Here is a 25010-nt window from a genome sequence, read left to right on the forward strand (position 1 = left end):
CGTACCCTTTTTTGATTGAAGTAGACACTACCTATTGACGTATGTCGTGAATTCGGTACAATAAGAAATGAGTTAGCACTCGGAGTGATCGAGTGCTAAAATGGTGTTAGATGATAAGGGGTGTACAAAAATGGAAAAGAAACAATTTCAAGCAGAGTCCAAACGCTTGCTAGAGATGATGGTCAATTCGATTTACTCGCAAAAAGAAATTTTCCTTCGTGAGCTAATATCAAACGCCAGCGATGCGATTGATAAAATGTACTACCGCTCACTGACAGACGAAAATCTTCAGTTTGAACAGGACAAGTATGCGATTTACGTCCATGCAGACAAAGAAGCAAGAACGTTAACTCTTCGTGATACCGGGATTGGTATGACGAAAGAAGAGCTTGAAGCAAACCTTGGGACGATTGCCAAAAGTGGCTCCCTCGCCTTTAAGAAAGAAAATGAAATTAAAGATGGTCATGACATTATTGGACAATTCGGCGTTGGTTTTTATGCGGCATTTATGGTGGCAGACCAAGTCGCTGTCGTAAGTCGTTCGGTCGATAGTGATCAAGCCTATTTATGGCAATCAGACGGTACGGACGGCTATACAATTGAGCCAGCCGAAAAAGATGAAGTCGGAACAACTATAACACTTTATTTAAAAGAGAATGGTGAGGAAGAATCATTTGATGAGTATTTAGAGGAATATCGTCTCAAGCAAATCATTAAAAAATACTCTGACTTTATCCGCTATCCAATTAAAATGAATGTGACGGTCAGTAAGCCAAAAGAAGATAATGAAGAAGAGTATACAGAGTTTGAAGAAGAACAAACGCTTAATAGCATGATTCCAATATGGCGCAAAAATAAAAGTGAACTAACGGATGAAGACTATGTTCAATTTTATCAAGATAAGCGCTATGGTTTTGATAAACCGTTGGAGCATATCCATGTTGCGGTTGATGGAGCCGTTCGGTATAATGCCATTTTATTTATCCCTGAAAACACGCCTTATGATTATTATTCGAAGGAATTTGAAAAGGGTCTAGAGTTATACGCAAATGGCGTCTTAATTATGGAAAAGAGCGCTGAACTTGTACCAGATTACTTTAGTTTTGTAAAAGGAATGGTTGATTCAGAGGATTTATCCCTTAATATCTCTCGTGAAATGCTGCAGCATGATCGTCAGCTACAGTTAATTGCAAAAAATATTAAATCGAAAATTAAGAGTCAGCTCAAAACGATGCTAAAGAAAGACCCAGAGAAGTACGACAAGTTCTATCAAGCATTTGGCCGTCAATTAAAATTCGGTGTCTACAACGATTTTGGTGCGAATAAAGATGACCTTCAAGACTTATTGCTATTTCATTCTTCTACAGAGAAAAAGCTGGTTTCGTTAGCAGACTATGTGTCTCGTATGAAAGAAGATCAAACCCAAATTTACTATGCAACGGGTGACTCTGTTGAGAGAATTGCAAAACTACCACAAACGGAAATGGTTGCAGATAAAGGATATGAGATTCTTTATCTTACAGAAGATGTGGATGAGTTTGCGATTAAGATGCTCCGCGAATATGACGGAAAAGAGTTCATTTCGGTTTCAAGTGCTGACTTGAAAATAGATGACGATGAAAAAGCGGAAGAAGAAACAAGCGAAGAAGATACAGCGATGTTTAGCAAGATGAAGGACATCTTAGCTGGAAAAGTAAAAGACGTACGGACATCAAAACGTCTTAAGACGCATCCAGTCTTCTTAGCGGCTGATGGTGACATTACGATTGAAATGGAAAAAGTTCTCCAAGCGATGCCAGATAATCAGCACGTGAAGGCTGAAAAAGTATTAGAGTTAAATGGCAATCATGATGTATTTGCTTCGTTAAAACAGGCGTACGGACAGGATGAAGAGAAGTTTGCGCTCTACACGAATCTTCTTTATAGCCAAGCGCTGTTAATTGAAGGGTTACCGCTAGAAGATCCAGTTGAGTTTACAAAAGACATGTGTAAAGTAATGGTATAACGAATAGATGGAGGATCATTTAGGTGATCCTCTTTTTTTGGCAGGAAAAGTAGATAACAGTTTCGAAATAAATGTAGAGAGGGGTGACGAGTATGTCAATTGTGTTGAATAAAAAAGAATTTCATCAAGAACCATACGAATTTTACAAGGAGATCCGCCCTCATGACGCGTTCGCAAAGGTGAAATTAGTGAGTGGTATTCATGATTCATGGGTTGCATTTACATATGAAGCGGCCGATGCGGTCTTAAAAGATGAACGGTTTGTTAAAAATCCAAGAACGGTTTTTCCAGATGTAAGTGAACACGAATTGATGCCGATTACTCATAGCATGTTGTTTGCTGATCCGCCAGACCATCGACGGTTGCGAAGTCTTGTTCAGCGTGGTTTTACACCGAAAATGATTCAGCGCTTACAAGGCCGAATTGAAGAAATTGCAAAGATACAAGTCGAACAAATGAAGGGGAAGGGAACGGTTGATTTAATTGCTGACTATGCATTCCCCATTCCCATTATTGTTATCTGTGAACTACTTGGTGTCCCTCCAGAAGATCGCTTAGATTTTCAACGATGGTCTAACAGTATGGTTGAAATAAACGATGATCCAAGCTTCTATGAGCAAGTTGAAGTGCATATAAAAGAATTTCAGCTTTACATTGAACAATTATTAGCCGAGAAGCGAATCCATCCTCAAGACGATCTGCTTTCAGAATTGATCCGTGCAGAAGACGATGGGGATAAGCTATCGGTTCAAGAGTTATATGGAGCCATTATGCTCATGATCGTTGCTGGACACGAAACGACTGTTAATTTAATCGCGAATGGAATGCTCGCCTTGTTCACACATCCCGAGCAGTTAAAAAAATTAAAAGAATCACCAAATTTAATTGATGGAGCGATTGAAGAAATTTTACGGTTTAATGGTCCAGTTGAATTTAGTACCGATCGCTATGCAAGAGAATCGTTTACATTTATGGGGAAACAGCTCCAAAAAGGAGATCATGTTCTCGTTTCCCTAGCGTCAGCAGATCATGATCCTACGGTTTTTTCAGGGCCAGACAAACTCGATATCACTCGTGAAAGAAGTCCGCATCTTGCATTTGGAAAAGGAATTCACTATTGCCTAGGTGCGCCACTCGCACGATTAGAAGGGAAAATAGCGATACAAACATTGCTTAACGCCTTTCCAGAGATTCAAATTAATACAGCTCTGGCGAACCTAGAGTGGCGACAAAGCTTCGTCATTCGCGGTTTAAAAGAACTTCCAGTGAAACTGAAATAATGCTTGAGGGGCACTTTCTATCCTCAAAAGCCCACGTGTATGCTTACACATGGGCTCAAACGAACAACGATTAAAAAAATAATAACCCAATTGAAATCGGGACAAATGACCAAATTAATAAGATCAAACAGAAGCCCATGATGTCACGTACTTTTAAGCCAGCGATGGCAAGAACAGGTAATGCCCAAAACGGTTGAATCATATTGGTCCATGCGTCTCCCCATGCAACGGCCATTGCTACCCGAGCCGTATCAGCCCCAAGTTCGATGGCGGCTGGTATCATAATAGGCCCTTGTACTGCCCACTGGCCACCTCCAGAAGGAATGAACATATTAATTAACCCTGCACTGATAAACGTTAAAAAAGGGAGCGTCGTTTCGGTTGAAATATGAACAAACCAGAGCGCAATCTTGTCAGATAGACCAGAAGCGACCATCATGCCCATAATTCCTGCATAAAAAGGAAATTGAATGATAATACCGCCTGCATTTTTTACACCTTCATTAACTGATTGAAGCAGGCGTTTAGGCGTACGATGAAACAGAATCCCAAGAAATAAAATCGTGAAGTTGACGATGTTAATATTTAGATCAAGGCCGTTGTTGGCAAAATGAAATACGACAAAAAGAATCCCAGCGCCTCCTATAACGAATGACAGAATGTGACTATTCTCCAAGCGCTCAGCAGGAGTTGCTGCGCTTTCTTTCGTTACGGCAAGCTCATTTTTTATTTCTGTTTCTAAGAACAGAGGGTCTATGTAGGTTTTATGCTTAATGGATTTCAATGAAAAGTAGTTAATAATGGGCAATGTTACAATTAACGTAGTAACGATAAATATGTTATAAGGACTTAATAAGGTTTGTGTAACAGGAATAATCCCTAAGGACTCTACTAGAAAGTGCTCTTCACTGGCAATCGTTAGTGGGATAGAGGCAGACAAACCACCATGCCATACAAGGAATCCGCTATAAGCAGCTGCAATAAGTAAACGGTAATCAACAGTTGGCACACGTCTAACCACATGCTTAGCAAATAAGGCACCAACAACAAGACCGAAGCCGTAGTTTAGTAAACAGGCGAGAGAGGCGACAACGGTGACAAGAATAACTGCTTGTCCAGGTGTGTGTGCAAGTAGCGCTAAGCGTTTCATTAAGGAGGACATGACGTTTGTACTTGCAAGAATATAACCAGTCACTACGATTAGTGTCATTTGCATTGTGAAGGCGAGCAAATCCCAAAATCCACCTCCCCAGTAATGAATCATGTCAATCGGATCACTACTTGTCAATCCTACACCGAGTACAAAAACAACAATGGTTAACAAAAGAGCAAAAATAAAGGCATCAGGTAAATAACGCTGAACAATGCGGTCAAAAAAACGAATAACAACACCAAACATAGCAAAAAACCACCTTTCTCTTTCTTTCATTCAGTGAAATGTATGCGCTTTCTTATACGTTATAGTAGTTTTGAAAAAGAGTCAATCGATCAAAAAAAGCCCCTCTCAGACGAATGAGAGGGGTGTTGGTTATAGACGAGTATCCTTTGACTAGCGTACTGTACTTGGAACGTTATTAAAACAACGCTCGTAAATCCATACATAATCTTTTTTCGTTAAATCACGAGGATTTCCAATAGTTTGTGGGTCTTTTAAAGCTTCTTCAGCCCAACGATCCACTTGTTTAGGATCAACACCTTGTTCTTCAAGTGTCGGCACTTCTAATTCTTCTACAAGATCATACATGTACTGAACAGCGGCTTTTGCAGCTTCTTCTGTTGTCATGTCTGTTGTGTTAATACCGAACGCTTGCGCAATCCTTGCAAAACGTCCTGGCGCGCCTTTCCAGTTAAACTCCATTACTGGTCCCATCATCGCTGCCACACATTGACCATGGGCAACCGGTACGATACCACCTAGAGACTGACTCATTGCGTGGGCGGCTCCGGCTGACTCACTTCCATAAGATAAGCCTGCTAACATGGCTGCTTGAGCCATACCATAACGTGCCTCTAGGTCATCGCCGTCTGAAAATGCCCGACGGATGTACGTAGCCGCATATTCAATGGCAAGAAGAGCCACAGCATCGGTTACAGGTTGTGCATATTTCATGGTATAACACTCTACGGCATGAGCAATGGCATCAATACCAGTCATTGCCGTTACGTGTGGCGGCATCGATGTGTGAAGTTCAGGGTCAATAATGGTTAAGTGAGCTGCGATTAATGGCCCGCCCGTATTAAACTTATACTCTCTTTTTTCATCCGTAATGACTGCCCACTGAGTTACTTCTGAACCAGTGCCTGCAGTTGTTGGAATGGTTGCTAGTGTAGGAATTCGATGTTCCAGAGGCTTTTTCCCATCTGCTGCCTCATAATCCAAGACACTTCCTTCATGGGATACCTCTACTCCAATTGCTTTAGCCGTATCCATAGAAGAACCTCCTCCTACAGCAACTAGACCATCACATTTATTATCGAGATAAAAAGCAGAGCCACGTGCAATTAATTTCGTCGGTGGGTTTGGTTCAACTTCATTAAAAAGTACCACTTCGACACCTGATTCTTTTAAACTATCTTCAACTGGCTTTGTTACACCAGCTTGATAGATTCCCGGGTCCGTAACAAGAAGTACTCTCTTTGAACCGAATGCTTTTATTTCATCTCCAAGATGTTTAATAGCCCCAATGCCGTGCTTAATAGCAGTTGGTACCTCAAACGTGTGATAGCTTAACATGGATTCCACTTTCATATGCATACTCATAATACATCGCTCCTTTTATTGGTGGTTTTTTAAGATTGAAACCAATTGACTGGTTGTGGCTGCTTATTACGGAAAATGTGTTTTACTTCGGTATATTCTTCTAACCCGATTTTGCCCAACTCACGTCCAAAGCCAGATTGTTTGTAGCCGCCCCAAGGTGCTTGAGCAAAATAAGGATGGAAGTCGTTAATCCAAACAGTCCCCATGCGTAATTTGCTGGCAACATGTTCAGCTTTATCAATATCGGCTGTAAAGACAGCTCCTGCTAAGCCGTAAATCGTATCGTTTGCTTTAGCAATCGCTTCTTCTTTTGACGTAAACGTTTCGACGGTTAACACTGGACCGAAGACTTCTTCTTGCACAATGCGCATATCGTGCTTACAGTTTGTAAAGATCGTTGGTTCTAAAAAGAATCCGTTCTTCAGTTCATCGGCATCTGGTCGTTTACCGCCGACGGCAAGTGTAGCGCCTTCATCTAATCCAATCTGAATGTAGCGCTCTACTTTCGTTCGATGTTCAGCAGAAATCAAGGGGCCGGATTCGGTACTTTCATCAAAACCGTTCCCTAGTTTAATGCGCTTAGCACGTTCAATTAATGCTTGAACAAATCGATCATGAATCGATTCCTCAACGAGCAGTCTAGAGCCAGCAGAACATACTTGCCCAGCATGGAAGAAAACGGCATTTAATGCTTGGTCGACTGCTGTATCGAAGTCTGTATCAGCGAATACTATGTTTGGATTTTTACCGCCTAATTCAAGGGCAATCTTTTTAACATTGCCACTTGCTGCTTGCATAATTTTCTTACCTGTTTCAATTCCTCCTGTAAATGAAACAAGATCGACATCATGGCTTTCGGATAAGACTGAACCAACTTCTGTACCTGTTCCTAGTACAAGGTTAACAACACCTTCTGGGAATCCTACTTCTTCAAAAAACTCAAACACTTTTGCTGTGGTGAGAGGCGTTATTTCACTTGGCTTCATAACAAGTGTATTTCCTGCTACTAAAGCAGGGGCTAGCTTCCATGCTGCCTGTAACAATGGGTAGTTCCACGGTGTAATTTGCGTGCAAACCCCGATCGGTTCACGAACAACTCTACTGGTCGAATCAGGAATTGGACTTTCAATGATTTCACCGCCATCTTTATCGGCAAGTCCGGCAAAGTAGAAAAATACATTTGCAATATCATCCATATCTCCTAAACTTTCTTCGAGAGTCTTGCCAGTATCCAACGTTTCTAAATGAGCGAGTTCCTCGCGATGATCTTTAATTTTTTGACCGACAAGACGAACCATTTCCCCTCGTTCGCTTGCTGGCATGTGCGGCCAATTCCCTTCATCAAATGCGGTTCTCGCAGCAACAATAGCTCGTACCGCATCGTCTTTCGTTCCTTCTGCAGCAGTGGCAATCGTTTCTTGATTGAATGGGTTAATGATCGAGCGAGTCTGTTGGTTTTCTGCATGTACCCACTTTCCATTAATGAATAGCTGGACGTTCATAGCAAATAACCACCTTTCATTTTGTTTAATATATTTTAAACGATTAATACAAAATTAACTCTATCATTGTCTTTTTTGATTGTCAAAGGAAAAGGAATTTCACAATGTGTAGTAGCAAGCGAGCCTTTCTTTTTAACAGGAGTATAAAAAAGATGAACATCCTACAGCCTAGGACATTCATCTTTTACGTACACGAATTGGAGTTGTCTAACGCAGTTAAACTTATTTATTCGCATCTTTATATCTTTCAACAAGTTCTTTTGCTAGATTACCTGTTCGAAATTGGGTGACAAGCATATCAAGAAATTCATAGTAGGCAAGAGAGGAATGAATTTTATCTAACGTAAATGAAGCTTCAGCTTGAATCTCTTCAGGTACCTCTTCGTTCTCAATGAGTGCTTTATAATAGGGAACAGCTTCTTTTATGGCTGCCATGTTCACATCCCGCTCTCGTTCCCAGCGGCGAGTGAAAAAAGAAGTGAAAAACTGGAAGAAGTCTTGTTCTGCTTCATATAAATCCTTTCGTTCCCCTTTGCGATAGACTCGGTGAATAATATTTTCGTCCAATAACTTACGAACACCAATACTCATACTCCCTTTACTCATACCAAGTTCATCTCGAAGTTCGTTCAAATTCATTGGGTCGTCACTCAAATAGAGGGTAGCATATAATTGTCCGATCGAACGATTTACGCCGTAAATGTCCATCGTATCGGCAATGCCGTCTTTAATAATAGCGTGTATACGATCAAGTTCTTCTCGAGCTTGTTCTTTATCCATGTTTTATGTCTCCTTATTAATAGCTACATCTTAGAAAAAAGTGTAAGCGTTTTTGTTTGACAGATCAAGTAGCTATGTTACGATTATATTTAATTCGTTTAAATCGTTCTAAACAAATTTTACAAAAAGAAATGGAGAGATGCAAGTTGAAAAAACGATTTTGGCCAATCATTGCTATTGTACCATTCACGTTAGCCGCGTGTGGAACGAGTGAAAGTCAGTCTTCATCGGACAAGGAAATTGAATTAACATATGTTGCGTGGGATTCAGAACTTGCATCGAATTACGTGATAAAAGAAGCGTTTGAGCAAGCGGGCTACGATGTTACATTAACGGTTGTGGAGCAAGCAATTATGTGGCAAAGTGTGGCTGATGGTAGCGTTGATGCACACGTAGCCGGATGGTTGCCGGACGACATGAAGGCAGATTATGAGCGTTATCAAGAGGAGATTGTCGATTTAGGTGCGAATCTTGAAGGGGCACGAACCGGACTTGCTGTTCCAACATACATGGATGTGACAAGTATTGAGGAATTGAATGCTGATGTTGTGTCGGAAATAACCGGAATTGATGCTGGTGCAGGGATTGCTATCGCAACAGAAGACGTAATTGAAGCGTATAATCTTGATATAGAGCAAACGCTAAGTACAGATGCTTTTATGACGCAACAGTTGCGCAATGCTTACGAGAATGAAGAGCCGATTGTTGTTACAGCTTGGGAGCCTCATTGGAAATTTAATTCGTTTGATTTACGTTTTCTAGATGATCCGGAAGGAATTTATGCAGAAGAGGGTGAAATTCGAACGATTGTACGAGAAGGGTTAGAAGAGGAAGATCCTGATGCCTTCCGCATTCTTGATCAGTTTTACTGGACAGCAGATGATATGAATGAAGTGATGTTGTTAATTGCTGAAGAGGGGATGGACCCAGAGGATGCAGCAAAGCAGTGGGTAGAGGAGAATCAAGAGAAAGTGACTGAATGGCTAGAAGGTGTTGAATAGCAGTAGAAGAACAGCCTCTCCTGAATAGGAGAGGCTGTTTGGTTATTTACAAACGAGGATCAACGGGATCGCTCTCGAGAGCCAATGTAGCAAGAACACATTCGTGCACTCGTTCTACCGATTCGCCGGCAACAAAGCGATTAACTGCTTCGATTCCAAGTGAAAATTCTTTTAAGGCGAGCTTCTGCTTTTTAGCGCTGTTTCGTTTTTTCAATCGCTCAAGGTTTTTTGGTTCTAAATAATCCATCCCGTAAATGATATGAAGGTATTTTTGTCCACGGACTTTTATCGCAGGCTGAATGAGTTTTCCTTTTTGTTTACAAATAAAGGATTCTGGTTTAATAATGATGCCTTCTTGCCCATCGTCGGTTAAGTCTTCCCACCAAGAGATGACTTCAGCCGCAGAAGTATCCGAATCAATTAATTTCCATTCCGTCTGTACAAATAAAGGGGAGAGCTCTGAAAATAACTGATTTTGCTCCATATGCCAAGTATGGGGATGATTAAAGAATGACCGATTACTATGAGCTAACACATGAAAGGGAGCAATTTGGATGCTCTCTAAGTTCTCAACTTCCCAACAATAATGCTGATAAACTTCTTCAAAGATGTCTGCATGATTTAACTTTTTTTCGTATTCACTTACCCAGCTAGCAAGATCATGATCCAAGCTAGTTGATTGCAATTTCGAAAGGAGCTGCATTCGATCCAATCGAGCGTTTTCAGCGACATGCGCATATTGTTTACGAATGAGTTCTTTTGCTTTTAAATTCCAAGGCATAATTTCAGCATCTAAAAGAACAAAATCCGTATGGTGCTCTTCAAAGTAAGGCTGTAAATCCTTGTTAAGCTTTTCAAGAATAGCTTGTTCTGTTGTTCTATCAAAGAATGCCCTACCTTTTCTAGTATAAATAACGCCAAGGCTTGGTCGATCAATATAGGACGATGCGACTTCTTTTGTTTTAAATAAAAGCAAAACAGCACGACTACCCATATGCTTCTTCTGGGCAACCATTCGCGTAATTCCCTTTTGCTTATAGTAGTCAATGGCCTCTTGTGGATGTTCTAAATATCCCTCTAATGACGATGGCATTGGCGTTGGGCTCATTGTTGGAGGGATGTAGACAAGTTCTTCTAACGGCAAAGTGACATGGGATAGGGCGTCAAAAGCTGGTATGACGTGTTCTTCCCCTATATGGATGTTGCCGAGTAACTCAGTCGACGCAGTGTAACCTTGGATGTATTTAGCGATGTTCGGTACAGCAAATCGTGCTTTTTCAAGTTCGTGCAATGGGTTGTGATCCCCATTAGAATAGTCGGTTTCGACGTCCACAGACAATGTGTCTCTTTCCGGGTAACGAAGCGCTGTAAGTTCACCACCAAATACTGCACCTTGATCAATATTAATCGTACCATTTACCACCATTGCTTTTTTTCGCGGATCATGTCCCCAAATAATAAGAGGACTCGTCTTATGGTGAACAGTCCAGTCTTTACGGATAGGTTTATTGGCGTCATCAAAACCGTCTGTTTCCCCATATCTAGCGACATCACTAATTTCATGAGACTGCTTTCCAATCCACTCATCTCGTATACCTGCATGAACGCAGACTGCTGTAGCAACCCCATTTTTCTTTAAAACATAATGAGAAGGAGCTTTTAGTAACAGGTCTTTTAACTGTTTTTTTAATTCGGTTGCTTTCTCTGAACCGTGTGTGTGTTCATAGGTGAGAAATTCCTGTTCAACCTTTTCGTCTCCATGCGTTAGTTGAACATGTTGACCATCGAGCCAGCGGGCGATCTTCCAGCCGTGATTGCTATCCACCATATGCGCTAAGCCGGCCTGAATGTGATTGTGAAAAAACTGAAGGGTTTGGAGCGATTTAGGACCACGACTCATGATGTCTCCTAATGAGAGAAACGTTCTTCCTTCTGGATGAATATAGAAACCGGCTTCATTTTGTTGATAGCCCAATCTATGCAGGAGAGTAAGAAATTCATCAAAACAGCCGTGTATGTCGCCGACAATATCTAGCCCTTTACCAACATCCAATTCAATTGGAGATTCTACAGGACGAATAAGGTGAACAATCTCATCTTCATAAATGGAATAGGATCTCGCGTATCGCTCTTTTTTTAGGAGGCGGAGCTGTTGCTTAAAGGTTTGAAGCTGCTGCTTTACACGTTTTTTCCCCCTAGGCTCATCACGTTCACTATCTCGAAGAAGAAGAGTAGCTTCCTTTGTATGAAAAAGAAGCGTGAGAATAGGCAGGTGGTGTGATCGAGCTATTTTGCGGTAGCGCTCACGGTCATCTGGATGAAGGTGAGTAGCGTCCACAATCGTCAGCTTGTTTAAGCGACATCTTGATTCAATGACTGCATCCATCGTTCGAAAAGCCTCTGCTGATTGGATTTGATACTGTTCCATTAACGAACTTGCCTCATCTCTTGGACGACTTTTCCAATCAAGAAAACGCACATCACCAACACGTTCACGGTAATCATCAGAGCTCACAATTTCAGATGATTTTACTTGTTGGGTTTGCACCCAAGACTCAAGCAACGTCGTTTTGCCACTGTTAGATGGACCGACACATAATACGATTCCAGCATAAGGTACATACACATCCATTTAAACAGACTCCTTTCTTTGGAAGTGACATAGCTGAGTAGGGTGACCAAACTGCCTGTGTTCTTCCCCAATCCCTGTAAACTCTAAGTTGTAAAAGCCAGTATTAACCGCCTGGCACCAAGTTTGAAACTGATCTCTTGTCCACTCAAAGCGATGATCTGGGTGACGATAGCCTTCACCCAGATTGTAGAGTTGGTTGTACTCATAATTCGGGGTCGAAATGAAAAGTGTTTGTGGGCGGTAATCGCTGAGAATCATCTTCATCATTTTTGGCAAGCGGAATTCTTCAATATGTTCAATCACTTCACATAGGATAATGACGTCTTTATTTTGTAAACGATTATCGTAATAAAATAAAGAACTTCTTAAAGGGGTTGGCTGAAGAAATTCCAATTCTTTCGTGCGTTTTGTAAATTGCCTTAACGCCCGAGTCATTGCCATTTCAGACGGTTCTACCGCTAATAGCTCTTTAATCCCTTTTACATAGCCTAATTTGACCGTTAACTTTCCCTCACCAGAACCAAGGTCTACAACACTCGCTTTTTGATGTAAGTCAGAAACTTTCTGAATAATCGTCTCATAGCGCTTATCGTTTAGTCGGATCATTGTCTCTTTCACTGGTTGAACGTCTTTTTGTTGTGTATGTTCATAAATGGCTTTAAATCGTAGGGCTTTTTCGTAAATATAAGCTCGTTCTGGATGATTCTCAAGCCAGCCTTCTCCGTAACGCTTCATTTTATCGACTTCTTTTTCGTCAATAAAATAATGTTTATAGTCATCAAGAACAGGGATGAGAACAAATAGCTGTCTAATTCCTTTTTGTAAGGTGGTGCGTCCTTTTAACGTTATCATTTGAGCCGAGCTTCTATCCTTTATACTTAGCGGCGCCTTCTGTTCCGCAAAAACAGTACTCACGGAGAAGCCGATGGGTTCAAACAGACGCTTGAGAAGAGATAAGCTGGTTGCACTAGCCAATGGTCCAAATGAAAATTCAAACGAAAATGGATGGTCTACCCATGGCAAGTATGGATCCTTTGGTTTTCCATTAAGAGCTGTACCAAGTGCTGAACGAAGAAACGTGCAAAAGATACTGCTCACAGCAAATTCACGATCATTGATATAAGAAGTAATATCAAATGCACGTGCACTATTACGAGACAGTTCAATTGGATCAGGTGCAACAAAGATCGTTGTTTCAACAAAATCTGCGGAAAAATGAGAAAAAAATAACCGAACGAGGTGACCGTTCACATCACGTTCGTATAAGCGGTAAGGGTTTTTGGCAAGTAAATGTGATAAAACGTCAACATGCTCTCCCCTTGCTTTTATTGTTAATTGCACGCCGTTCTCTCCTTTTTTAGTAATCGTATATAGCCCTATCTTACTATGAAAATATGGTAAAAGGGATAAAATTCACAAGAGGAGAACTAAATTGAGGTGAGACGAGGTAAATTCCTGAATGAATAATCAAACAGTGCCTTATTCTGTTAAGACACTGATCTTGTAAAAGGACCCTACTGGAAAAGAAGACTAGTTTAGGTGCACAGAAAAGATTGTTTGAATCCGACCGATCGTTTCTTCATTTTCGTTTAGAAACCGTGTGACAATCGCATACTGAATGTCGCCTTGACCATGGACCTCGAACGTTTCATTCTCTAATTCTTCTTCGGTTGAAGAGGAGCCATCAAAAGAGACAAGTTGGTGCGAAATGGTGTGGGGGGATTCATAATGGAGAGCGATTTCCATTGTTTCGCCTAGTTCAGCTTCATTTGAGGCGTTGCTGTTTTGGACTCTTCCTTCTTCATTTATCGGGGATAAGGTAGCTTCATCACAATAATTCCAACAGATAGCAAATGAAGTCGCTTCCATTTCTTCATTGTTCGAATTGTAAATAGAAACAATGGGAATTTCGTTCATTAAAGGATCGGCTAGAACAACATCATGAGAGAGATCATTATCAGAACAACCTATAAGAAAGAACAGGATAAAAAAAGATAGCCGTTTGTTAATCATTTTTCACCTTCTTTTCAATTATATGGATATACATTTGATTACCCATAATACGTTAGGAGAAAACGTAAATAGGAATCAAAATCTCTAATTAGTGAATGACTGCGCATTGTTTGATAGAGTGTAGGAGAAAGGTGGAATAGTAATGAGGTGGAAACAAAAATCATTTCAACAGCTAACAACGATGGAACTATACGCTATTATCCAAGCGCGAATGGATGTTTTTGTTGTTGAACAGCAAAGTATGTATCAAGATTTAGACGGTATTGATCTACACGCTACGCATTTGTTTTTATCTGACGAAGATGGTTCAGTCCAGGCTTATGCGCGTTTAATTCCAAGTGGAGTCCTATACCGTGAAGCATCGATTGGACGGATCTTGACGAGAAAAGAAAGTCGTGGCAAGGGATTAAGCCATTTATTGATGCAACAAGCCATGACGGTTTTACTAGAGGAACAAAAAGAAACCGCTATACGTTTACAAGCGGAATATTATATACGAGCTTTATATGAACAGTATGGGTTTGTTCAAGTGTCAGAGGTTTTTATAGAAGATGGCATTGAGCACGTGTATATGATTTTAAAAAATGTTCATGCCTATCGTAAGATGAAAAGTTCAGAGAACAACGACAAAGACACAAAGACGAAATTTTTATAACAGATACAAAAATGCAGGTGATGCCTTCAGAAAAAGCGCAGCCAAGAGAGACTTAAAGGGGGCGAGACCATAACTAGGCTTACGGTCTTGCCCGCATCGACTTTCAGTGTAGCTAGTTATTTACACGTTTATCAAACGATGTTTATTAAGAGGCGTGGCTAATGAAAGACATTCCCTCTCTCATCAGTGAAGAGGTGTTCTACAACGGTTCGCTCAAACGGCGTTCCATCCTTTGTGATGCCGTTGTAATCCGTCGTAATCGTTTGTGATGTATTGCTCTTCATTGGCAGGATGAATGTGTGAAGCGCGTCAAGAGCTTCATCTTCTACATAAAGCTCATCATTTATATGAACTGAATAGGTGACATCAGCTGGATTCGTATTTAGTGCGCTCACAACATCTTTTTCAAGCTGAAGCGTATTGGTTAACCCACCGTCAATCGATGCCACAGCGAAGTAGCCGCCTGCTGTTGTGCTGTTCATTTCTACTGTCCACGTTCCGCTTTCTGGTTGATCCAATTCAATAAAATGACTATAAGCGCCAGCAAAAATACTTTGCTCGTGTTCTTTTTCAATTGCTTCGACAAGATGTTCATCGCCATTTGGAGAGATGAGCGTTACGTTTTTTAGTGATTCGTGAGCTAAGACTGAAAACGTAACGGCTTGGATCTCGTCTTCAAGCTGAAAGGTTTGGGTTGCTGTACCATTTAGTTCACCGCCACGAATAATGGTTCCATAGTCTGCTTGTTGTGTTTCAACCTCTTGCTCGTTGGTGGCAAGACGAGGTTGTAAGTAGCGGAATACACGATGACCTTCTGCAATCGCATAATGATCAAGGGAAAGGGATGCCAGTTCGTTTGCATAAGAGAGTCTAGAACTGTCAACTGTAACTGCACCATCGTTTGTTCCATAACTATTTAAATAGACACCACCGAAATAAAGAGATGTTCCAAAAGAGCCCCATGAGCGACCTGATAGTGTTTGAAAGGGAACAGAATGGTCACCTACAAGTCGATCGGTTTGATTTCGAAAAGCAGCCATCGTTCCTGTTCGCAATGAGTCTGTACCAGGAGAGCGCATGCCAATAATGCCTGCGAGCCAGCCAGCCCAGTTACTATATGCTAGATTAGCTAATTGACTTCCATGATGTGGCGTGCCTAAGGTAAAGACTTTTGAAACATAGCGTTCAGCACCGTAATGGAGGAGCGCTGTTTGTGTATCCACGCCACCTTTACTATGACCGACAACGATAATCTTTTCGCCAAAATGGTTATACATTTCGGCTAATTTGCTGGCGAGCATTTGACCATTATCCCAGTATGATTGATCAGGGTAGAGATTAATAAAGGCAGCAGGATGACCAGCATCGCGAGCTTGTCGGTACATATCGTTTGGCTCAAACCATGTTGCTCCTGAGCCAGTTAAACCATGTACAAATAAAATGGGACTGCCTGTTTTTACATGAGGCGCATCACCTATGTACCAAGTGCCGGGCGGTGCAGACGGATCGGGTTTTCCTTTACTGAAACCATAAGATAGATTCGGTTGCATAAAGAAGAAAACAAGGATAACCGTTAAAAAGATCAAACTTATTTTTTTGATCATTTTACTCACCTCTTCCATAGAATTACTAAAAGCGTATGCGTTAGAAAGAGGGAAATGTCTGATTTTCTTACATTGCATTCCTTCAGCGTAGCAAAGAATTTTATGCTATACTAATTTGTTAGAATCGTTAGAAAGGCTTGATGCCACATGTTGGATAAGCTTCCAGTCTTACTTGCTGTCTCTGTGGAGCAAGAAAAAGAAGCATTGGAACAAGGGTTGGGAAAACAATCGACGATCGAAGTGATTGTCTGTGGGGTTGGTTTTGCAGCAGCAGCAGCGAATACAGCAAAGCAACTCTCAACAAAGCCTTACCGAGGTGTGATAAATATTGGTATTGCCGGTGGTTTTCCGAAGCGGGCTGCTATAGGATCGATCGTGGCTGCATCTAGTATTATTGCTCCAGAAATAGGCGCAGAATCCCCAGAGGGGTTTATTTCCATTGATGAATTAGGGTTTGGAACACAAGAGCAACAAGCAAGAATTGATCGTCAGCTTGTTGGGAAATTAAGCCATTCTCATCACGTACATGAAGGGATTATTTTATCTGTGCTAACAGCAACAGGAACAGAAAAGACATACTTGGAAAGAGAGAAGTTAGGTGCCATTGCTGAAGCGATGGAAGGGTACGGAGTCGCAGCCGCGGCCAAATCATTTAATCTACCTTTCTCAGAATTACGGACCATTTCAAACGAAGTAGGTGTTCGTGACAAGTCAAAATGGAATTTCCCACTTGCTTTTAAAGGGATTAAAGAAATTGGTCAAACGATTAAGGAGGTTGAACAAGATGAATATTGCCTTTTCTCCATGTCCGAATGATACATTTGTTTTTTATGCGTGGGTACATGGGAAAATTAAAGGTGCACCACCATTAGAAGTGACATATGCAGATATTGATAAAACCAATTATTGGGCAATCGATCAAACTGGACCTGACGTGATGAAAATATCGTACGCGGCGTTACCATATGTATTAGATCACTATCAACTTATTCCAAGTGGTGGCGCTTTAGGAAGAGGATGCGGTCCACTTGTGTTAACAAAAGAAAAGCAATCCATTAAGTCGCTTGAAGGTAAAACGGTAGCAGTGCCAAGTGATCGTTCAACAGCATACTTATTGTTCCGTCTTTGGACTGCACAAGCATTGACAAACAATACGATTACAATTAAAGTGATGCCGTTTGAAAAGATCATGCCAGCTGTAAAGGATGGTATTGTTGATGCTGGATTGGTCATTCATGAAGCACGGTTCACCTATCAAGAATATGATTTGTGTTTATTGCAAGATTTAGGAGAATGGTGGGAAGAAGATACTGGTTTTCCGATTCCGTTAGGCGCTATTATTGCAAAACGTTCATTAAGTAAAGAGCAATTTACGCATTGGGCAACTGCATCAGTAGAATATGCCTGGCAGACACCAGAAGAAACGAAGGATTATGTGATGAGTCATGCACAGGAGCTTTCAAGTGAAGTTGCTCAAGCTCACATTGATTTATACGTGAATGAATTTACTAGAAACCTTGGTGATCGTGGCTATGAAGCAATAGAAAACTTGTTAGGACGAGCGATGGAGCAAGGGCTTATTCCTACGTTTGATCTAGAGAAAATTAGAAACTAACGAAAAGGGAGAATCAAAGTGGCGTATAAACAACTGGCATTAGCAATGTTTCGAACAGGTGTATTAGGGTTTGGCGGTGGTCCTTCTGTTATGCCGCTTTTTAGGCATGAAGCAGTTCAGACATATAAATGGATGAGTCATGATGACTTTGGGGAGACCTTAGCGATTGCAAACACGCTTCCTGGACCGATTGCCACAAAAATGTCTGCTTATTTAGGCTATCAACAAAAAGGATGGCTAGGAGCCATATGGGCAACCCTTTGGCACATTCTTCCGACAAGTATTGCCATGATCTTGTTGTTTTCGGTAGTGGATTTAATAAGTGACTCACCAGTTATTGCAGGGATGATTGGCGCTGTTACACCAGTTATTGCCGTGCTGCTCGGGCAAATGGCGTATGACTTTGGTAAAAAAGCAGTGCAGGGCTTCGGTTGGCTCATGGGAATTGGTACGTTTGTTTTAGCATTTGTACTCCTTCAAGGACTAAATATTCACCCTGGGTTTGTTATTATTGCCTTCATTATCTATGGCTTATTTCACTATCGATTGGTTGATAAATGGCGTAAGCGGCAGCAAGGAGAGTCAGAATGATTTATGTCTATCTATTTTTTGCTTTCTTCATTGCCAATTTATTAGGGTACGGTGGTGGACCAGCATCCATTCCACTTATGTTTGAAGAAGTCGTTAACCGTTTTGGATGGTTATCGAGTGAAGAATTTAATAATGTACTTGCTTTAGGAAATGCACTTCCTGGCCCCATTGCAACAAAGATTGCCGCATATGTTGGTTTCAGTATAACCGGTTGGGGAGGGGTGGCTGTAGCGCTTGCTGCAACCATTGTTCCATCTAGTGTTGCCGTCATTTTATTAATGAAGGTTTTGCAAAAATATCGTCAATCTCCTGTTGTTAAAGGACTTTCTTTAGCAGTACAGCCTGTCATCTGTATGTTAATGTTGCTTTTAACTGTAACGATCTTTAATGATGCGCTCCAGTCGATTGGGTGGATTCAGTCCATTGTTATTGCGGCAGTCGCTTTTCTGCTATTAACAAAGCTAAAGGTGCATCCAGCCCTTGTGATTGTAATAGCATTTGCATACGGAGGAATCGTCATTCCATTTTTATAATGCTAAAAATCGACATTCAGGAGAATGTCGATTTATTTTGTGTAAACGTCGAGTGAAATAACACGTAAATGCATGTATCGGCATACCCAGTTGTGACGGTAGCGCGCTCATTTTCTTTTAAAATGGCTTCTAATGAAAAGCCTAATTTTTCTGCTAAAGCACGGCTTTTTTTGTTTGAAGGATCACAACGTAGTTCTAGTCGATGAACACTTAATTGGTGAAAGGCAAAAGAAAGTAAAGGTTGTATGGCTTCAAACATATAGCCCTTTCCTTGAAATCGTACATCAAGCCAGTAGCCAATTTCCATACGTGGGACATGCCATTTAATTTCGTGAAATCCGACAGAACCAACAAAAGAAAGTGTGTCTTTTTCAAATAAGTGAAACCGTAAATCCGTTAAATCAATAAATTGTTGATGAGCATATTGCACTGCATCTTCTGCTTGAGAAGACGACACCATTTGATTCACCCACGGTAACCATGTAGATAAATTTTGTTTAGAAAACTGTACAGACTCATATAGTTTATCCCCGTCTCCTTTCATGGGAGGACGAATAAACAGTCGTTCCGTTTGAAAAGATGGTAAGGACGGAGGGTATACATTCATCATTTCTAGCCTCCATTATCATCAACGTCCTTAAACATATGCTGGAGGCTACTTGACTTATGAATGACTCTTCTTATGGAGCTAGCGTGTTACGAATCGCAGTTCGTAAAATGGATGCCGCATTTGATGCAATTGCATCGTAATAGCGCTTAAAGCGCTCATCCTCAACATATAAATCTGCTAAGCCAATATGTGCTTGTTCACTGTACGTAGACCATGAGAACATAATCCACTTTTTGTGAAGCTGAGTAATCTCCTGCTCTGTTTCTTTCGTGATAACCAAGGAATTGGATGCCTCACGCAATCGCTCGGTTAGTGCATTTTCTATTTTTTGTCTCTGTAGATAGTCAGATTCTGTTAGCTGTAAGAGGTGGTTATTGGTTTCATTAACCGTGTCTTCTCCATATTCTTTACGTATTTCTTTTCCGTAAAGCCTTTCATTTTCCTTGATTTGTTGCCGTTTAAAAGCAGCGAATTTACTCTGATTGGACATAGGTTCTCCTCCTTTTGTAGAAGCGATGGTTTGCTCGAGGGTTTGAAGAAGCTGATTTAAACGATCTCGCTTTTGTTCTAAATGAGCTTTATGCTGTAGCAAAGCCTTTTCAACGTGAAACGTATCCTCATTCATCAACGTCATGATCGCGTCTAGACCGACATCAAGCTCGCGATAGAATAGAATATGTTGCAAGCGATCTATTTCTTTTTGACCGTAGATTCGATAGCTAGCTGAATTAATTCGTTTCGGTTTAAGCAGACCGATCTCATCGTAATAACGGAGCGTTCGGCTACTGATTCCAGCAAGTTCTGCTAATTGTTTTACTGTGTACTCCATAATCGCACCTCCTTTAGTGGAATCGTAAAGGGTAACGTAACGGTAAGGTCAAGAGCCCTTTTAAAATAAAATTATTCTGCTTCAGTTTCCGGCGTTACATTGATTTCATCAATTGTGCCGGTCTCTAGCTCATAGCGATGTAAGGAGAATGCATTGCCGCCACGATAAGCTTGTGTTCGATTGACATAATAGAGAATGTCATTCCCAGGAGCACGAAGATATTCTATACCATTTTCGTTTAAACCAAGGCGCTTGCCTTCTTCTCGATTTACTAATGAAAAAGGGACGAGATCATAGTCGAAGACGTCATCATAGTCTTCATAATTGAGGATTGTTTGATAAAGCAGTCCATCTTCAACTTGCACAAAATCAGTAATAGGTTCGATTTTATCCGGGTTAGACACAAGTTCGAGTTGCAATGGCTGCTCTGTCGGGTCAGTCTCGTATATGCGCTCAACTGCTTCATACATTGTATCAACTGTCCAGTTGCTTTGGTCGTCAGGTAAAATCAGCATCAGTGTGCCATCTTCTGTTGCTTGCATGGATGAGGGCGTCATATATGAGCCGTTGTAAATCTCTTCAAGCTGTCCGTCTTCTATCAGATAAAGTGCAGAATGGCTACCACTTTCCACTTTTTGAGGTTCTACATTTTGACTAATATCTTCTCCTGTTGCGATAAATTGCTCTTTTGCTGGAATATAGACTAAGTCGAGGAGCACACCGCGGGCTTTGGCAATCACTGTTCGTTCATTTGTAATCAGATCAAGCGAATAAATCGTACTATAGGCGAACTCGGCAATCCTATCATACTGATTGTCTCTATATTCATAGCCAGTTGTTTCAATAAAAGCAGCCGTATGGTCATCGACAAAAATGGGGCTATATAAATAAGCGTCTAGATCAGAGTCAAATAAAGTGACGTTATGATCATTATTTTTTTGAAAAGATAATGTTTCAACGTTATCTTTTTTCGTTACAACTAACAAATCTTCTTTTGCATTCACATCGTATGCGCCTGTAAAAGCAGGTTCGGTTTCTTGAGACGACGTAACAAAAAAGCCGACCGTCATAAAAAGGAAACAAGAACCAATAAGTGCGGTTAAAGAGAGGAGAAGCATTTTTTTATTTGTCATAGGAAAACACCTCCATTAGTCAAAAATCTGAATAGGATAGATCACTCTAAGAAGCAGATCATTTAAATCACTCGCTAACAGCTCTGGAAAATAAATTGGGAATATAAGAGCAGCAAGATAGAGCAGCGCGTAAATCCATAGGAAATAGCAAATGTTTAACCATTTAGAGCTTTTATTGGCCAACCGTATTTGAATCGCGTAAACGATCCCCCAAATGATAAACGGAAAAGACATGTTTAATAGCAAAATTGGATGTAAATCACCGAATAGTAAGAAAGCAAACAGAATAAATCCGATTCCTATTAACAATAGAAATCCAATCGTGATATTGACAGTATGAATGATTCTTTTTTTTATCATGCTGCTGTTACTAAAAGAGTAAGTTAAGGCAGTTCTGTATATTAAGAAAATCGTTCCGCCGAGAATAGTATAAAACACAATATGCCAGGAAAGTCCGTCATTGAAATGTGGAAAAGCAAAAACAAACATCAGGAGTAAATGTAGGACAAGAGAAAGGTTAAGCCACAGTTTTCGATTCACAATATAAGTTTTATTTAACGAGAAAAAGAGAATAAGCGCATGCGCGATCGCCGGCATAAATAGCCAGTAATTGGCGACATTTTCTACGAAAAGAATAGAAAAGTACTGCACACAAACAAATAAGTATGAGCCGAGGGCTAATATAAGCAAAAGCTCTCTTCGGTAGGGGAACATTGCTTGTTGAAGACCATCTCCAATTGTTGCTTCATGACCGAATTCTTTCATCGCCATTTCCTCCGCTTCTTTTTTTGTATAACCTTGCTCAACATACGTTTGTTTGATAAGCGTTAAATGATCGTACATTTCATCAAACATATCTTGACGTTCTTCTTTTGTACAATCAGTTTGGTTGACAATCCGCAGCAGATAGGTATTCATTTTAGCGCTCATAAGAGGCTCCCGTGCGCTTGATAAGCTGGCTTAACGTTGCCCAATCTTTTTGCTTACGTTGTAATTCTTTTCTACCATCTTCTGTGATCGTGTAATACTTTCTACGCGAACCAGCACTGTCGTTCCAATACGATGAAATCCATTCTTTCTTTTCCATTCGTTTTAGCGCTGGGTAGAGCGTACCTTCACTCATGTTATATGTTTCATCACTAAGCGTCTTTAATTTTTTCGTCATTTCATAGCCATATAAGTCTTTCGCTTCAATCAGTGAGAGAAGAAGAAAGTCGATGCTACCTTTCATCATTTCTTTATCCATTTCGTATCCACCCTTTCAACCACTATGCATCGTATAACAAGGTATCGTACGTACATCGTATAACAATGGTGTTGGAAAGACAACCCAATTATTAATGAAAAGTGTGTAATGGGAAAACGATTTTTATTTGGAAAAAGTAGTCATACTGCTCATACATTGTCAGCCTTTGGATAATCTAATAAGACTATATTGAGGAGGACTACATATGCCCGCTATATTGTCTGTTGCCACTGCTGATCTACCACACGAGTTACCACAACATCAAACAATGGAATTCGCAAAAGAGTTATTTTCGGAGAGCTTTCATGATATTGAACGTTTATTAAAGGTGTTCGCAAATGGGGAAATACGCAAACGTCATTTCTCCCAGCCAATGGAATGGTTCAAAGAGGATCACCCTTTAGGGGATCGCAATCGTTGTTATATTGAAGATGCTACGACATATAGTGCAATGGCAATTGAGTCATGTTTAGAAATGGGGACATTCTTAAAGAAAAGTATACAACCTAGTGAAATTGATGCAATCGTTTTTGTATCAAGTACAGGCATGTCTACTCCCTCATTAGATGCACGGGTTATGAACAGACTTCCATTCCGTGCAGATACAAAGCGAATACCGTTATGGGGACTTGGCTGCGCAGGTGGAGCCGCAGGGTTGAGTCGGGGCTATGAGTATTGTTTGGCTTATCCTGAATCAGCAGTGCTCGTCGTCTGTGTTGAGCTTTGCGGGTTAACTTTTCAAAAGGATGATCATTCTAAAAGCAATCTTATTGGCACATCCCTGTTTGCTGATGGAGTAGCTTGCGCATTGCTAGCAGGCGATGAATCACCACTTCTGAAAGAACGGAAACAAAAACAGTATGTAGCCATTCAGTCCACTCAATCAACGTTAATGCCAGATTCTGAAGATGTAATGGGGTGGGATGTACAGAATAACGGTTTAAACGTTGTTTTTTCAAGAAGCATTCCATCTATTGTTTCAAATTGGCTAGAACCCATTGTCACAGACTACTTGCAACAAGAAAATGTAGACCTTGAGGACATTGACGCTTTCATTGCTCATCCTGGTGGAAAAAAGGTGCTTGAAGCCTATGAGAAGGCTCTTAAATTTTCGTCTGAGAAAACCGCGCTCTCACGTCTCGTATTGAGTGAATATGGAAACATGTCATCGCCAACTGTTTTATATGTTTTAAAAGCGTGTATGGAGCAGGAACATGAACGAGGAGAAAAGGGATTAATAGCTGCACTAGGGCCTGGCTTTTGTTCAGAAATGCTTTTAGTAGAATGGAGGGGTGAGGGATCTTGATATGGGTATATGGTATGATATCCGTTATCATAGCGCAACGATTGATTGAAGTTGTTGTAGCAAAAAGAAACGAACGTTGGATGAAAAGAAATGGCGGTATTGAAGTAGGTAAAACGCATTATCATTGGATGGTTGCTCTTCATGTCAGTTTTTTTATTGCCTTACTTTTAGAAGTGACCTTTACTACGCCAAGCTTTACGAGTATTAGTGTGGTGGCACTATTAATCGTTATTATAGCGCAATGTATTCGTATTTGGGCGTTAACTTCTTTAGGACGGTATTGGAATACAAAAATTATCGTATTGCCCGATGCACCTGCCGTCGAGAAAGGTCCGTATCGCTTTCTTCGACATCCGAATTATGTAGTCGTCATGACCGAAATAGCGTTTGTCCCTCTTATCTTTCAAGCGTATTGGACAGCAATCCTCTTTACAGTGTTGAACGCGTGGATGTTAAGTGTGCGCATTCGAGTAGAGGAGAAAGCTCTTTATCAAATGACAGGTGATTATACGGAGAGGTTTGAGCGGAAAAAGCGGTTTTGGTTTGTTTAGTTTAATGATCAGTTGATTGTGCAAAAATGCTAAAAAACAATAGAGGGAAAGAGTTTTCTTTTTATCAATGAGCGTTGTTTCGGCATAGCTTCGTTGATGGAGAAGGCTCTTTTTTAATGAGGTAAAAGTCATAAAATTAAATCTTCTATATACTTATTTGAGTTTTTAGATTAGTATACTTTATAAACTAACTTTTATAACTATGCGTCGATAAAAGACAAAATTTCCTTGTTTTATAAAAAGAAGATTTTTTTACTCTATCTTTTTAAAGGAATATTGATAAGTCAAAGCGTACTGTACGTATAACTCTTTTATTAAGAAATTACGTGAAACCATTAACAATCAACTGAACGCAAGAAGCAA

The 25010-nt window shown here is 40.5% G+C and carries 23 protein-coding genes; 10 read left to right on the top strand and 13 right to left on the bottom strand.

Annotated features, from left to right (window positions below; genetic code table 11):
- Positions 1 to 130 precede the first annotated feature (130 nt).
- Positions 131 to 2005: a molecular chaperone HtpG gene (gene htpG, locus PQ477_RS13325; RefSeq protein WP_144558439.1), complete on the top strand. Its 1875-nt coding sequence runs from the start codon at positions 131 to 133 to the stop codon at positions 2003 to 2005.
- Positions 2006 to 2097: 92 nt separating this feature from the next.
- A complete protein-coding gene (locus PQ477_RS13330) occupies positions 2098 to 3285 on the top strand; it encodes a cytochrome P450 family protein (protein WP_274272152.1) in 1188 nt (395 codons plus the stop codon).
- Positions 3286 to 3355: 70 nt separating this feature from the next.
- On the opposite strand, the gene PQ477_RS13335 is transcribed toward PQ477_RS13330, so the two are convergent.
- From PQ477_RS13335 to PQ477_RS13350, 4 genes are all read right to left on the bottom strand, one after another.
- Positions 3356 to 4684: a short-chain fatty acid transporter gene (locus PQ477_RS13335; protein WP_144558440.1), complete on the bottom strand. Its 1329-nt coding sequence runs from the start codon at positions 4682 to 4684 to the stop codon at positions 3356 to 3358.
- Positions 4685 to 4834: 150 nt separating this feature from the next.
- Complete coding sequence (gene gbsB / locus PQ477_RS13340; protein ID WP_274272153.1) at positions 4835 to 6046, bottom strand: choline dehydrogenase; 1212 nt, start codon at positions 6044 to 6046, stop codon at positions 4835 to 4837.
- A 29-nt stretch (positions 6047 to 6075) separates the two neighbouring features.
- A complete protein-coding gene (gene betB / locus PQ477_RS13345; RefSeq protein WP_274272154.1) occupies positions 6076 to 7548 on the bottom strand; it encodes a betaine-aldehyde dehydrogenase in 1473 nt (490 codons plus the stop codon).
- A 222-nt stretch (positions 7549 to 7770) separates the two neighbouring features.
- Positions 7771 to 8328 carry a GbsR/MarR family transcriptional regulator gene (locus PQ477_RS13350; RefSeq protein WP_144558442.1) on the bottom strand — a complete coding sequence of 186 codons (558 nt, stop codon included), beginning with the start codon at positions 8326 to 8328 and terminating at the stop codon, positions 7771 to 7773.
- A gap of 146 nt (positions 8329 to 8474) precedes the next feature.
- On the opposite strand from PQ477_RS13350, the gene PQ477_RS13355 reads away from it, so the two are divergent.
- Positions 8475 to 9329, top strand: coding sequence for a glycine betaine ABC transporter substrate-binding protein (locus PQ477_RS13355; protein WP_246117140.1), 855 nt, complete (start codon positions 8475 to 8477; stop codon positions 9327 to 9329).
- A gap of 46 nt (positions 9330 to 9375) precedes the next feature.
- Here the strand turns inward: PQ477_RS13355 and PQ477_RS13360 are convergent, their stop codons facing one another.
- From PQ477_RS13360 to PQ477_RS13370, 3 genes are all read right to left on the bottom strand, one after another.
- Positions 9376 to 11961 (bottom strand): AAA family ATPase, encoded by a 2586-nt coding sequence (locus PQ477_RS13360; RefSeq protein WP_274272155.1) that lies wholly within the window; start codon positions 11959 to 11961, stop codon positions 9376 to 9378.
- Complete coding sequence (locus tag PQ477_RS13365; protein ID WP_274272157.1) at positions 11962 to 13302, bottom strand: methyltransferase domain-containing protein; 1341 nt, start codon at positions 13300 to 13302, stop codon at positions 11962 to 11964.
- A 189-nt stretch (positions 13303 to 13491) separates the two neighbouring features.
- A complete protein-coding gene (locus PQ477_RS13370) occupies positions 13492 to 13974 on the bottom strand; it encodes a hypothetical protein (RefSeq protein ID WP_274272159.1) in 483 nt (160 codons plus the stop codon).
- A gap of 142 nt (positions 13975 to 14116) precedes the next feature.
- Here PQ477_RS13370 and PQ477_RS13375 point away from each other — a divergent pair, with 142 nt between their 5' ends.
- A complete protein-coding gene (locus PQ477_RS13375) occupies positions 14117 to 14629 on the top strand; it encodes a GNAT family N-acetyltransferase (protein ID WP_274272161.1) in 513 nt (170 codons plus the stop codon).
- Between the two features lie 158 nt (positions 14630 to 14787).
- On the opposite strand, the gene PQ477_RS13380 is transcribed toward PQ477_RS13375, so the two are convergent.
- Complete coding sequence (locus PQ477_RS13380; RefSeq protein ID WP_274272162.1) at positions 14788 to 16233, bottom strand: esterase/lipase family protein; 1446 nt, start codon at positions 16231 to 16233, stop codon at positions 14788 to 14790.
- A gap of 147 nt (positions 16234 to 16380) precedes the next feature.
- Here PQ477_RS13380 and PQ477_RS13385 point away from each other — a divergent pair, with 147 nt between their 5' ends.
- Genes PQ477_RS13385 through chrA form a run of 4 tightly spaced genes read left to right on the top strand, consistent with a single transcriptional unit; the run spans position 16381 to position 18972 of the window.
- Positions 16381 to 17049 (top strand): futalosine hydrolase, encoded by a 669-nt coding sequence (locus PQ477_RS13385; RefSeq protein ID WP_274272164.1) that lies wholly within the window; start codon positions 16381 to 16383, stop codon positions 17047 to 17049.
- The gene (locus PQ477_RS13390) at positions 17018 to 17848 is read left to right on the top strand and encodes a 1,4-dihydroxy-6-naphtoate synthase (RefSeq protein WP_035393309.1); all 831 of its coding nucleotides are present in this window, start codon (positions 17018 to 17020) and stop codon (positions 17846 to 17848) included. The genes PQ477_RS13385 and PQ477_RS13390 overlap by 32 nt, the downstream gene beginning before the upstream one ends.
- A gap of 18 nt (positions 17849 to 17866) precedes the next feature.
- Positions 17867 to 18439, top strand: coding sequence for a chromate efflux transporter ChrB (chrB, locus tag PQ477_RS13395; RefSeq protein WP_274272165.1), 573 nt, complete (start codon positions 17867 to 17869; stop codon positions 18437 to 18439).
- On the top strand, positions 18436 to 18972 hold the full coding sequence (gene chrA / locus PQ477_RS13400) for a chromate efflux transporter ChrA (RefSeq protein ID WP_035393304.1): 537 nt from the start codon (positions 18436 to 18438) through the stop codon (positions 18970 to 18972). The genes chrB and chrA overlap by 4 nt, the downstream gene beginning before the upstream one ends.
- 16 nt (positions 18973 to 18988) lie before the next feature.
- On the opposite strand, the gene PQ477_RS13405 is transcribed toward chrA, so the two are convergent.
- The 5 genes from PQ477_RS13405 to PQ477_RS13425 all read right to left on the bottom strand — a co-directional run bounded on the left by PQ477_RS13405 (position 18989) and on the right by PQ477_RS13425 (position 22790).
- Positions 18989 to 19582, bottom strand: a complete 594-nt coding sequence (locus PQ477_RS13405) for a GNAT family N-acetyltransferase (protein WP_144558446.1) — start codon at positions 19580 to 19582, stop codon at positions 18989 to 18991.
- A 70-nt stretch (positions 19583 to 19652) separates the two neighbouring features.
- Positions 19653 to 20411, bottom strand: coding sequence for a MerR family transcriptional regulator (locus PQ477_RS13410; RefSeq protein WP_274272166.1), 759 nt, complete (start codon positions 20409 to 20411; stop codon positions 19653 to 19655).
- 71 nt (positions 20412 to 20482) lie between these two features.
- Entirely contained in the window at positions 20483 to 21544 is a 1062-nt protein-coding gene (locus tag PQ477_RS13415; protein WP_274272167.1) for a hypothetical protein, read from the bottom strand.
- Between the two features lie 15 nt (positions 21545 to 21559).
- The gene (locus PQ477_RS13420) at positions 21560 to 22474 is read right to left on the bottom strand and encodes a permease prefix domain 1-containing protein (RefSeq protein WP_274272169.1); all 915 of its coding nucleotides are present in this window, start codon (positions 22472 to 22474) and stop codon (positions 21560 to 21562) included.
- Entirely contained in the window at positions 22464 to 22790 is a 327-nt protein-coding gene (locus tag PQ477_RS13425) for a PadR family transcriptional regulator (RefSeq protein ID WP_038477833.1), read from the bottom strand. The genes PQ477_RS13420 and PQ477_RS13425 overlap by 11 nt, the downstream gene beginning before the upstream one ends.
- A 205-nt stretch (positions 22791 to 22995) precedes the next feature.
- Between PQ477_RS13425 and PQ477_RS13430 the strand changes: the two genes are divergently transcribed.
- Together PQ477_RS13430 and PQ477_RS13435 are read left to right on the top strand one after the other, a co-directional pair.
- Positions 22996 to 24096: a type III polyketide synthase gene (locus PQ477_RS13430; protein WP_274272171.1), complete on the top strand. Its 1101-nt coding sequence runs from the start codon at positions 22996 to 22998 to the stop codon at positions 24094 to 24096.
- The gene (locus PQ477_RS13435) at positions 24093 to 24647 is read left to right on the top strand and encodes an isoprenylcysteine carboxyl methyltransferase family protein (protein ID WP_349775485.1); all 555 of its coding nucleotides are present in this window, start codon (positions 24093 to 24095) and stop codon (positions 24645 to 24647) included. The genes PQ477_RS13430 and PQ477_RS13435 overlap by 4 nt, the downstream gene beginning before the upstream one ends.
- Positions 24648 to 25010 lie beyond the last annotated feature (363 nt).

The sequence above is a fragment of the Shouchella hunanensis genome, from assembly GCF_028735875.1.
GTDB lineage: Bacteria > Bacillota > Bacilli > Bacillales > Bacillaceae_D > Shouchella > Shouchella hunanensis.

Excerpts from the sequence above, each read along its gene's own strand:
- htpG (WP_144558439.1), top strand. The coding sequence starts at position 131 with ATGGAAAAGAAACAATTTCAAGCAGAGTCCAAACGCTTGCTAGAGATG.
- PQ477_RS13330 (WP_274272152.1), top strand. The coding sequence starts at position 2,098 with ATGTCAATTGTGTTGAATAAAAAAGAATTTCATCAAGAACCATACGAA.
- PQ477_RS13335 (WP_144558440.1), bottom strand. The coding sequence starts at position 4,684 with ATGTTTGGTGTTGTTATTCGTTTTTTTGACCGCATTGTTCAGCGTTAT.
- gbsB (WP_274272153.1), bottom strand. The coding sequence starts at position 6,046 with ATGAGTATGCATATGAAAGTGGAATCCATGTTAAGCTATCACACGTTT.
- betB (WP_274272154.1), bottom strand. The coding sequence starts at position 7,548 with ATGAACGTCCAGCTATTCATTAATGGAAAGTGGGTACATGCAGAAAAC.
- PQ477_RS13350 (WP_144558442.1), bottom strand. The coding sequence starts at position 8,328 with ATGGATAAAGAACAAGCTCGAGAAGAACTTGATCGTATACACGCTATT.
- PQ477_RS13360 (WP_274272155.1), bottom strand. The coding sequence starts at position 11,961 with ATGGATGTGTATGTACCTTATGCTGGAATCGTATTATGTGTCGGTCCA.
- PQ477_RS13370 (WP_274272159.1), bottom strand. The coding sequence starts at position 13,974 with ATGATTAACAAACGGCTATCTTTTTTTATCCTGTTCTTTCTTATAGGT.
- PQ477_RS13375 (WP_274272161.1), top strand. The coding sequence starts at position 14,117 with ATGAGGTGGAAACAAAAATCATTTCAACAGCTAACAACGATGGAACTA.
- PQ477_RS13380 (WP_274272162.1), bottom strand. The coding sequence starts at position 16,233 with ATGATCAAAAAAATAAGTTTGATCTTTTTAACGGTTATCCTTGTTTTC.
- PQ477_RS13385 (WP_274272164.1), top strand. The coding sequence starts at position 16,381 with ATGTTGGATAAGCTTCCAGTCTTACTTGCTGTCTCTGTGGAGCAAGAA.
- PQ477_RS13390 (WP_035393309.1), top strand. The coding sequence starts at position 17,018 with ATGAATATTGCCTTTTCTCCATGTCCGAATGATACATTTGTTTTTTAT.
- chrA (WP_035393304.1), top strand. The coding sequence starts at position 18,436 with ATGATTTATGTCTATCTATTTTTTGCTTTCTTCATTGCCAATTTATTA.
- PQ477_RS13405 (WP_144558446.1), bottom strand. The coding sequence starts at position 19,582 with ATGATGAATGTATACCCTCCGTCCTTACCATCTTTTCAAACGGAACGA.
- PQ477_RS13410 (WP_274272166.1), bottom strand. The coding sequence starts at position 20,411 with ATGGAGTACACAGTAAAACAATTAGCAGAACTTGCTGGAATCAGTAGC.
- PQ477_RS13415 (WP_274272167.1), bottom strand. The coding sequence starts at position 21,544 with ATGACAAATAAAAAAATGCTTCTCCTCTCTTTAACCGCACTTATTGGT.
- PQ477_RS13420 (WP_274272169.1), bottom strand. The coding sequence starts at position 22,474 with ATGAGCGCTAAAATGAATACCTATCTGCTGCGGATTGTCAACCAAACT.
- PQ477_RS13425 (WP_038477833.1), bottom strand. The coding sequence starts at position 22,790 with ATGGATAAAGAAATGATGAAAGGTAGCATCGACTTTCTTCTTCTCTCA.
- PQ477_RS13430 (WP_274272171.1), top strand. The coding sequence starts at position 22,996 with ATGCCCGCTATATTGTCTGTTGCCACTGCTGATCTACCACACGAGTTA.